This window comes from Castellaniella sp., assembly GCF_034007085.1.
Taxonomy (GTDB): Bacteria; Pseudomonadota; Gammaproteobacteria; order Burkholderiales; family Burkholderiaceae_B; genus Castellaniella.
In genome coordinates, this window is the sequence record NZ_JAVERO010000084.1 from 1 (window position 1) to 9,205 (window position 9,205).

9 protein-coding genes are annotated in these 9,205 nt (G+C 63.1%); 3 read left to right on the forward strand and 6 right to left on the reverse strand.

Annotated features, from left to right (window positions below; all coding sequences use genetic code 11):
- Window positions 1-136: 136 nt before the first annotated feature.
- Window positions 137-748 (forward strand): glutathione S-transferase N-terminal domain-containing protein, encoded by a 612-nt coding sequence (locus RBR29_RS08210; RefSeq protein WP_320348518.1) that lies wholly within the window; start codon window positions 137-139, stop codon window positions 746-748.
- A gap of 76 nt (window positions 749-824) precedes the next feature.
- Here the strand turns inward: RBR29_RS08210 and RBR29_RS08215 are convergent, their stop codons facing one another.
- From RBR29_RS08215 to proC, 6 genes are all read right to left on the reverse strand, one after another.
- On the reverse strand, window positions 825-1,526 hold the full coding sequence (locus tag RBR29_RS08215) for an ABC transporter ATP-binding protein (protein ID WP_320348520.1): 702 nt from the start codon (window positions 1,524-1,526) through the stop codon (window positions 825-827).
- A gap of 2 nt (window positions 1,527-1,528) precedes the next feature.
- The gene (gene livG, locus RBR29_RS08220) at window positions 1,529-2,293 is read right to left on the reverse strand and encodes a high-affinity branched-chain amino acid ABC transporter ATP-binding protein LivG (protein WP_320348522.1); all 765 of its coding nucleotides are present in this window, start codon (window positions 2,291-2,293) and stop codon (window positions 1,529-1,531) included.
- A complete protein-coding gene (locus RBR29_RS08225; protein WP_320348523.1) occupies window positions 2,290-3,525 on the reverse strand; it encodes a high-affinity branched-chain amino acid ABC transporter permease LivM in 1,236 nt (411 codons plus the stop codon). Before RBR29_RS08225 ends, livG begins: the two co-directional genes overlap by 4 nt.
- Window positions 3,526-4,455: a high-affinity branched-chain amino acid ABC transporter permease LivH gene (gene livH, locus RBR29_RS08230; protein WP_320348524.1), complete on the reverse strand. Its 930-nt coding sequence runs from the start codon at window positions 4,453-4,455 to the stop codon at window positions 3,526-3,528.
- A 96-nt stretch (window positions 4,456-4,551) separates the two neighbouring features.
- Window positions 4,552-5,670 carry a high-affinity branched-chain amino acid ABC transporter substrate-binding protein gene (locus RBR29_RS08235; RefSeq protein ID WP_320348525.1) on the reverse strand — a complete coding sequence of 373 codons (1,119 nt, stop codon included), beginning with the start codon at window positions 5,668-5,670 and terminating at the stop codon, window positions 4,552-4,554.
- A gap of 205 nt (window positions 5,671-5,875) precedes the next feature.
- Entirely contained in the window at window positions 5,876-6,709 is an 834-nt protein-coding gene (proC, locus tag RBR29_RS08240; protein ID WP_320348526.1) for a pyrroline-5-carboxylate reductase, read from the reverse strand.
- A gap of 199 nt (window positions 6,710-6,908) precedes the next feature.
- On the opposite strand from proC, the gene ugpB reads away from it, so the two are divergent.
- Window positions 6,909-8,219: a sn-glycerol-3-phosphate ABC transporter substrate-binding protein UgpB gene (ugpB, locus tag RBR29_RS08245; protein ID WP_320348527.1), complete on the forward strand. Its 1,311-nt coding sequence runs from the start codon at window positions 6,909-6,911 to the stop codon at window positions 8,217-8,219.
- Between the two features lie 4 nt (window positions 8,220-8,223).
- Window positions 8,224-9,105, forward strand: coding sequence for a sn-glycerol-3-phosphate ABC transporter permease UgpA (gene ugpA / locus RBR29_RS08250; RefSeq protein ID WP_320348528.1), 882 nt, complete (start codon window positions 8,224-8,226; stop codon window positions 9,103-9,105).
- Window positions 9,106-9,205 lie beyond the last annotated feature (100 nt).

Below are 9,205 nucleotides of genomic sequence, written 5' to 3' on the forward strand. Positions count from 1 at the left end.
CCGCGCTATCCTTTCCCGCCCTGAACGGCGGGGCTTGTCGCGCACCGGGTCAGTGCGCTCGGGAAATATTGCAATCCTCAATAATCTCGCGCAGTGGTATAACACAGGTCGCCCTCTTTCTCTCTCTGGGAATCCTATGAAACTCTATTATTTCCCCGGCGCTTGCCCCCTGGTCAGCCACATCGTGCTCGAATGGATCGGCAAGCCCTACGAAACCGTCCGTCTGACACGGGAACAGACCAAAGAGGCCGATTACCTGGCGCTCAACCCGACGGGCGCGGTTCCAACCCTGGTGGATGGCGATTTCGTGCTGACCCAGAGTGCCGCCATCCTGAACTACCTGGCGGAACAGAACCCCGACGCCGGCTTGCTGGGCGACACGCCTCGCGAACGCGCCGAGACCCACCGCTGGCTGGGGCTGTGCAATTCCGATCTGCACAAGACTTTTGCCCTGGTCTTTTCCCCAGCCTATTACGCTCGGGGCGACGAAGCCCTGGCCAAGGTAGTGGCAGGCCAGGCGGCCGAAAAACTGCGCAGTCTGTTCGCCATCGTCAACGATCGCCTGCGCGGGCGCGACTGGCTGACAGGCAAGCGTTCGGTGGCCGACGCCTACCTGTTCGTGCTGCTGCTGTGGGCAGATGTCAAAAAGATCCCGCTGGACGGTCTGGACGAACTGCGGAAATTCCAGGCCCGCCTGCGGGCCGACAGCGGCGTCCAGGCGGCGCTGTCGGCGCAGGGATTGGCCTGATGCAGACTGCGCCCGGCACACGGCCCCGGCCTGCTGGCAGGGCCGTGTGCCGGGCGGCCTGCTGTCGCTGCGGATCTCAGGCGCCGAGATACGCCTTGCGGACTTCGTCGTTGCTGAGCAGGTTGGCGCCGGTGTCGGCCAGCACGACCTTGCCGGTTTCCAGGACATAGCCCCGATCGGCCACCTGCAGCGCCTTGTTGGCGTTCTGTTCGACCAGAAACACCGTCACGCCCTCGTCACGGATGGTGCGGATGATGTCGAAGATCTGCGCGATGATCAGCGGCGCCAGGCCCAGGGTCGGTTCATCCAGCAGCAGCAGCTTGGGGCGTGTCATCAGCGCCCGGCCAATGGCCAGCATCTGCTGTTCGCCGCCGGACATGGTGCCAGCGCGCTGATTGGCGCGTTCACGCAGGCGTGGGAACAGATCGAAGACATGCGCCATGCCTTCCTCGGTCTGGGCACGGTTCAGGAAAAACGCCCCCATGTTCAGGTTTTCCGTCACCGTCAGGTCGGGGAACACGCGCCGCCCCTCGGGCGAGATGGCGATCCCCCGCTGCATGATGACGTGCGTGGGTTCCTGGGTGATGTCCTGATCCAGGAAAGTGATCCTGCCCGAACGGGCACGCGGATTGCCGCAGACCGACATGAGCAGCGTGGTCTTGCCGGCGCCGTTGGCGCCGATCAGGGTGACGATTTCCCCCTGGTTGACCTCGACGGATACCTCGTTCAGGGCCTGGATGGCCCCATAGAACGTGCTGACATTTTCAAGTTTGAGCACGGTCATTCCCCCAGATAGGCTTTGATGACGCGGGGATCCGCGCGGACTTCGTCGGGCAGGCCGGTGGTGATGGGTTTGCCGTGTTCCATGACCAGGATGCGATCGGATACGCCCATCACCAGACTCATGTCGTGCTCGATCAGCAGCACGGCCACGCCGAATTCGCGGCGCAACTGATCGATCAGCTGCTGCAGATCGCGCTTTTCCTGGGGATTCAGGCCCGCTGCCGGCTCGTCGAGCATCAGCAGGCGCGGCTGGGTGATCATGCAACGCGCGATTTCCAGGCGCCGCTGGTGCCCATAGGCCAGATTGCCGGCCTCGCGGTTGGCGTATTCGCGGATGTCCATGAAATCCAGCCATTGAACCGCGCGCTTCTTGGCCTCGGCTTCGGACTGCCGGAACGAGCGCAGTTTGAACAGACCGGGCAGCAGGCCGGTTTCCATCAGCGTGTGCTGCGCCACCATCAGGTTTTCGAGCACGGTCAGGTTCTTGAACAGGCGCACGTTCTGGAATGTGCGCACCAGCCCATGGCGTGCGACCTTGTGGCTGGGCAGGCCGGTGATGGTCTTGCCGTCCATCAGAATGTCGCCCGTGGTGGGTTTGTAGAAACCGCCCACGCAATTGAAGACCGTGGTCTTGCCTGCGCCATTGGGGCCGATGATGGCAAAGACCTCGTCGCGGCGCACATCGAATTCGACCTGATCGACAGCCAGCAGACCGCCGAACCGCATGGTCAGTCCGCTGACCTTCAGCAATGTTTCACTCATGATTCCAATTCCACTTGCGGACGTTTCACCGGCAACAGGCCTTGCGGGCGCCAGACCATCATGACGACCATGACCAGGCCGAAAATCAGCATGCGGTATTCGGCGAATTCACGGGCGATCTCGGGCACGACGGTCAGCAGCACGGCGGCCAGAATGACCCCCAGCTGGGACCCCATGCCGCCCAGCACGACGATGGCCAGGATCAGCGCCGATTCGATGAAGGTGAAGGATTCCGGATTGACCAGGCCCTGGCGCGCGGCAAAGAATGCGCCGCCGAAGCCGGCGAACATGGCGCCCATGGTGAACGCCGACAGCTTGATGTTGCGCGGATTCAGGCCCAGGGACCGGCAGGCGATCTCGTCCTCGCGCAGGGCTTCCCAGGCGCGACCGATCGGCATGCGGATCAGGCGGCTGGTGAAATACAGGGTGAACAGCACCAGCACCAGGGCCATCAGGTACAGGTAGATGACCACGTCCTGGCTGTCAAAGGTCCAGCCCATCAATTCATGGAAAGTCGGCGTGCCGTCCGTCGAGCGACGCACCATCTGGTAGCCGAAGAACGACGGCTTGGGAATGCCGGAAATGCCGTCCGGGCCGCCCGTGATGCCGGTCAGGTTGATGAGCAGCAGACGAATGATTTCACCAAAGCCCAGTGTCACGATGGCCAGATAATCGCCGCGCAGCCGCAGCACCGGAAAGCCCAGGATGAAACCGAAGAAAGCCGACACCAGCCCGGCAAGCGGCAGTGCCTGCCAGAAACCCCAGCCGGCCCAGTGATACAGCAGCGCATAGGTGTAGGCCCCCGTGGCGTAGAACCCGACAAACCCCAGGTCCAGCAGGCCGGCAAAGCCCACCACGATGTTCAGGCCCAGGCCGAGCATGACGTAAATCAGCACCAACGTGGCGATATCCACCTGGGCTCGCCCCGTGAAAAATGGCCAGGCCAGCGCGAACAGCACCAGCACCACGATCGCCCGGTGGCGGAACGAGTCCGTAATGGTCGGCATGCGCCATCGCGATGGCGCGGCAACCTTGCCGGCCCGCCGCTGGCGCAGCCAGGCGTTCACAAGCTGGACCACGAAGACGGCCAACATGCCGCCCAGGATCATCTTCCAGTCGGGTTGCAGATAGGTTTCCTGGCCCCGGCGCAGGATCTGCAGACCATACACGGGCGCAATGATCACCCCCGCCAGCAGCGAGGCGATTGCTGCGTTCTTGAGATTCTGGTTCATTTAGACTTTTTCCACCTCGGGTTTGCCCAACAGCCCCGTAGGACGGAACAGCAGGATGAAGACCAGCAGCAAAAAGGCGACGATGTCCTTGTACTGCGAGGAGATGAAAGCAGCAGCAAAGGTCTCGGCCAGACCCAGCAGCACGCCGCCCAGCATGGCGCCGGGAATGCTGCCGATGCCGCCCAGCACGGCGGCGGTGAACGCCTTGATGCCGGCGATGAAGCCGATGAAAGGATTGAGCTTGCCGATCGCCAGGGCGATCAGCACCCCCCCGACCGCTGCCAGCATGGCACCGATCATGAAGGTGAAAGAAATGATCCGGCTGGTGTCGATGCCCAGCAGATTGGCCATGCGCAGATCCTGGGAACAGGCTCGCGATGCCTGGCCGGTGCGGGAATATTTGATGAACAGGGTCAGGCCGATCATCATCAGCACCGTGACTACGATGATCAGGATCCGGGAATACGGCGTCGTCACGCTAAAATCGCTGGCTCCGATGGTGAAATTGAACGAACCACCGATCAGTGCCGGCACGGCCATGTCGCGCGCGCCCTGCCCCGTGGCCACCCAGTTCTGCAGGAAGATCGACATGCCGATGGCGGAAATCAACGGCACCAGACGCGGGCTGTCGCGCAGCGGCGCGTAGGCGATTTTTTCGACAGCAAAACCGTAGACTGCGGTCACCAGCACGGCCATGATCAGCATGATCAGGACCATCAGGGGCAGCGGCAGACCGCTGTTGACGCCAATGGCCGACAGCGTGACCAGCCCCACATAGGCGCCAATCATGTAGATTTCGCCGTGCGCGAAGTTGATCATGCCGATGATGCCGTAGACCATGGTGTAGCCAATGGCGATCAGGGCATAGATGGCGCCCAGCGACAAGCCGTTGAACAGCTGTTGCGTCAATAGAGGAAGCAGGTCGGACATAATGTCGGGGGGGGGAATAAGACAAAAAGATGGCCGGGCGGCCCGCGCCCGGAAGAACCGCAGCGGCCCCGGTTTTGCCGGGGCCGTCCTGGCCCGTCAGGGCTGGATCTGTGTCAGGTTGCCGTCGGCATCCCAGCGGAAGACCGCGAACTCGAAGTGCTTGAGGTCGCCCTTCGCATCATAATCGACCTTGCCGATGGCGGTATCAAAGCTGTGGCCATGCATGTAGTCGGCGACCTTGGCCGGGTCCGTGCCGACGGCATTGATGCTGTCGGCCAGCACCTGCATCGCCGCATAGGCAGTCATGGTGAACGCGCCATCGGGGCTGCGCTGGTATTTCTTGAACTGTTCGAGAATCTGCTCGTTGCCCTCGCGCTTGGTGAAGTCCGCAGGCAGCGTCACCAGCAGCTTGTCCACGGCCGGGCCGGCGATGGCGGCCAGGTCCTTGTTGGCCACGCCTTCGGGACCCATGAACTGGGTTTCCAGGCCCTGTTCACGCGCCTGGCGCAGCAACAGGCCCAGTTCGGGGTGGTAGCCGCCGAAATAGATCAGATCGGGATCCAGGGCCTTCAGTTTCGAGATCACGGCAGAATAATCGCTGTCGCCGACGTTGATGCCTTCGAACATGGCGATGTTCACGCCGTCTTTTTCCAGGGATTTCTGGACCTGGGTGGCCACCCCGTTGCCGTAGGTCTGCTTGTCGTGCAGGATGGCGACTTTCTTGGGTTTGAGCTGCTTGGCAATGTAGTCGGCAGCAAAAGGCCCCTGTTGGTCGTCGCGGCCGATGGTGCGGAAAAAGAAATGCGGCTTGATCGTGTCGGTGACCAGTGGGGACGTAGCACCCGGGGTAATGGCAACGATGCCTTCCTGTTCATAGACATTGACCGCCGGGACCGTGGTCCCCGAGCAGGCATGGGCCACCGCGAACTTGGCACCCGAATTGACCACCCGATTGGCCGCCGGCACGGCCTGCTTGGGCTCGCAGCCGTCGTCGATCAGCAGCGGCTCGATCTTCATGCCTTTGATGCCGCCGGCTTCGTTCATGGCGTCGATGGCCGTCAGCGCACCCGCCTGGATCTGATCGCCATACTGGGTGTTGGGGCCGGTCATTGGCTGGGGAATGCCGATCTTGAGGGTTTCGGCCTGGGCGCCGGCAGCCAGAGTCAGTGCTCCGAATGCAAGGACGCAGGGGGTGATGCGCAATTTGAACTTCATCCGATTGTCTCCGGTAGAGGCGCCGTTGGCGTTTTCAACAACCCGGTCGGGGTTGAAGCCAGGGGCGCCAAAAGCCTTGGTTTTGCTTCCGCCCTGAGCGGCAGGCGTATTCTGACGGCTTCACCCTGATAGTGTCACTACGGTTAATCCCTTATGACGGAACGTGACGGCGCGCGCCGCCCGGCGATCCGGGTCGGAAACCGGATCAGGCCGAAAATTCGCGTGCCAGTTCACCTGCACGCTGGGCGGCGGCAGCGACTGCCTGGCGCATGATGCCGGGCAGGTCCCGGTCCTGGAAGACCGCCAGGGCCGCTGCGGTGGTGCCGCCCTTGGACGTGACCCGTTCGCGCAGGACTGCGGGCGAATCCGGCGACAGGGCCGCCAACTGCGTGGCGCCATGAAAAGTGCCCAGCGCCAGCTGGCGCGCCTGGTCCGGCGTCAGCCCTTGTTCGATGCCAGCCGCAATCAGGGATTCCAGGAACAGAAACACATAGGCCGGGCCGCTGCCGGACACCGCCGTGACCGCGTCGATGGCGGCGTCGCCATCCACCCAGATGATCTCGCCGACAGCACGCAGCAGGGTTTCGGCCAGGGCGCGGTCGGATTCGTCCACGCCCGGCAGGGCCGTCATGCCCGTCATGCCGCTGGCGATCAGCGCAGGCGTATTGGGCATGCAGCGCACGATCCGATCGTAAGGCCGGCCATCCGTACCCAGCCAGCGCGCGATCGCCGCCCCGGGGATACCGGCGGCAATGCTGATCACCAGCGTATCGGGACGCAACCAGGGCTGGCATTGGCGCACGACCTGGGCCATGACCTGGGGCTTGACGGCGAAAAACCAGACACTGCATTCGGACAGGCGCGCGCCGGGGGCCGCCGCCGTGGTGGTGCCCAGCGCATCCCAGCGGCCGCGCGTACCCGCGTCGGGATCGATGACATGGACGTTGCCGGCTGCGCAGCGCCGGCCAATCAGGCCGCTGGCCAGGGCATTGGCCATATTGCCGCCGCCGATGAGCGCGAGAGAGAATTCGGTTTCCATGACCAGGCATTGTAAGGACAAGCGAGACCGGATAGAAACCCCCGCCGTGCGCAGCAGAAAGAAAACGGACAGGAAACGAAAAGAAAAGCAAGGAAATCAGGGATTGCCAAAGCTGTCACAAGCTGATCACAATGAGTTCCTACAATCCCCCCGCCGCCCCTCGGGCAGGACCGGGGGGCACCCATCACAGGAGACCACCATGGCTTTTCCCTCGTTCCGTCTGACCGTCCTGACCGCCCTGCTGGCCAGCGCGGGCACGGCCCAGGCCGCCACCGACATCACCTTCTGGCATTCCATGGAAGGCCCCCTGGGTGAACGCGTCGCCAAAATCGCCCAGGACTTCAACGCCAGCCAGTCCGACTACGTCGTGCATGCCGTCTACAAGGGCAATTACGGCGAATCCATGAACGCCGGGATCGCCGCTTTCCGTGCCGGCAATGCGCCCGACATCCTGCAGGTCTTCGAGGTCGGCACCGCCACCATGATGTACGCCAAGGGCGCCATCAAGCCCGTCCAGGCGCTGTCCGAATCCGTCGGCGACCCCATCGATCCGTCTGATTTCCTGGGTGCCGTGGCCGGCTATTATTCTTCGCCCGACGGCAAGCTGGTGTCCATGCCCTTCAACAGCTCCACGCCCGTGCTGTACTACAACAAGGACGCTTTCAAGCAAGCCGGCCTGGATCCCGACCAACCGCCCAGGACCTGGCCCGAAGTCGCCGAGGCTGCCCAGAAACTGCGCGCCGCCGGCATGGAATGCGGCTATTCCTCGGCCTGGCCGTCCTGGGTCCTGCTGGAAAACTTCGCCGCCTGGCACAACGTGCCCTACGCGTCCAAGGACAACGGCTTCGGCGGCCTGGATGCCCGCTTGCAGCTCGACAGCCCGCTGTTCAAGAAACACCTGGGCTTCCTGGCCGACATGGCCAAGGCCGGCACCTTCACCTATGGCGGGCGCGGTGATGCGGGCAACGCCCTGTTCACCTCGGGCAAATGCGGCATGTACACCGGTTCCAGCGGCATGCGCGCTTCCATCATCAAGACTGGCGGCTTCGCCTTTGGCACCAGCACCCTGCCCTACTATCCCGATGCGCAGGGCGCGCCGCAGAACTCCATCATCGGCGGCGCGTCACTGTGGGTGTTTTCCGGCAAGTCCGATGCCACCTACCAGGGTGTGATCAAGTTCTTCAAATTCCTGGCCAGCCCCGAACAGGCCGCCGCCTGGCATCAGGGCACCGGCTACGTGCCCGTCACCAAGGCAGGCTATCAGGCCACCAAGGAATCCGGTTTCTATGACAAGAACCCCGGCACGGAAATCGCGGTCAAGCAGCTTGACGCCCACACCACCGCCAATTCGCGCGGCATCCGCTTGGGCTACCTGCCCCAGATCCGCGATATCGAAGACAGCACCATGGAACAGATCTTCGCCGGGCAGACCCAACCCGACGCCGGCCTGAAAAAGATGAACTCCGAGGGCAACGCCCTGCTCGAACGCTTCCAGAAAAGCGTCCAGTAGGTCGATGGAAAAACGCGTCGTCTTTCGCCACCGCAGTCTGCCCTGGCTGCTGCTGGCGCCGCAGCTGGCCATCACGCTGGTGTTCTTCTTCTGGCCTGCGGGCCAGGCCATGTGGCAGTCCTTCCGCCTGGAAGACCCCTTTGGCCTGTCTTCGCAGTTCGCCGGTCTGGACAACTTTGCGGATCTGTTCACCAGTGCCGACTACCTGGGCTCGTTTCGCACCACACTCTGGTTTTCGGCGCTGGTGGCCTGCGGCGGGCTGGCGATCTCGCTGCTGCTGGCCGTGATGGCCGACCGCGTGGTGCGCGGCGCGGGGATCTACAAAACGCTGCTGATCTGGCCTTACGCGGTCGCAGCAGCGGTCGCCGGGGTGCTGTGGCTGTTCCTGTTTTCGCCATCGGTCGGCATCCTGGCGGTCTACCTGGCGCAGCTGGGATTGGACTGGAACCCACGGCTGGACGGCCAGGACGCCATGGCGCTGGTCGTGTTCGCGTCGATCTGGAAACAGGTGTCCTACAATTTCCTGTTCTTCCTGGCGGGCCTGCAATCCATTCCCCGCTCGCTGATCGAAGCCGCCGCCATCGACGGCGCCGGTCCCGTCCGGCGCTTTCTTACCATCGTCTTTCCACTGCTCTCGCCCACGACCTTCTTCCTGCTGGTGATCAATTTCATCTATGCGTTCTTCGACACCTTCGCGGTGATCGACGTCGTCACACAGGGCGGGCCGGGACACGCCACCGACATCCTGGTCTACAAGGTCTACAACGCCGGCTTCAAGGGCCTGGACCTGGGCTCATCGGCCGCCCAGTCGGTCATCCTGATGCTGATCGTGATCGGCCTGACGGCCCTGCAGTTCCGCTACGTCGATCGCAAGGTGAACTACTGATGCCGATCGATTTTCCCTTTTTCCGGAGGCGCCCGTGATTGAACGCCGCCCATGGCTGGACATGGTTTCGCACCTGACGCTGATCCTGGGCGTGGCGGTG

Coding starts and splice junctions, on each gene's coding strand:
- RBR29_RS08210 (WP_320348518.1), top strand. CDS start 137: ATGAAACTCTATTATTTCCCCGGCGCTTGCCCCCTGGTCAGCCACATC.
- RBR29_RS08235 (WP_320348525.1), bottom strand. CDS start 5,670: ATGAAGTTCAAATTGCGCATCACCCCCTGCGTCCTTGCATTCGGAGCA.
- livG (WP_320348522.1), bottom strand. CDS start 2,293: ATGAGTGAAACATTGCTGAAGGTCAGCGGACTGACCATGCGGTTCGGC.
- RBR29_RS08225 (WP_320348523.1), bottom strand. CDS start 3,525: ATGAACCAGAATCTCAAGAACGCAGCAATCGCCTCGCTGCTGGCGGGG.
- ugpB (WP_320348527.1), top strand. CDS start 6,909: ATGGCTTTTCCCTCGTTCCGTCTGACCGTCCTGACCGCCCTGCTGGCC.
- livH (WP_320348524.1), bottom strand. CDS start 4,455: ATGTCCGACCTGCTTCCTCTATTGACGCAACAGCTGTTCAACGGCTTG.
- ugpA (WP_320348528.1), top strand. CDS start 8,224: ATGGAAAAACGCGTCGTCTTTCGCCACCGCAGTCTGCCCTGGCTGCTG.
- proC (WP_320348526.1), bottom strand. CDS start 6,709: ATGGAAACCGAATTCTCTCTCGCGCTCATCGGCGGCGGCAATATGGCC.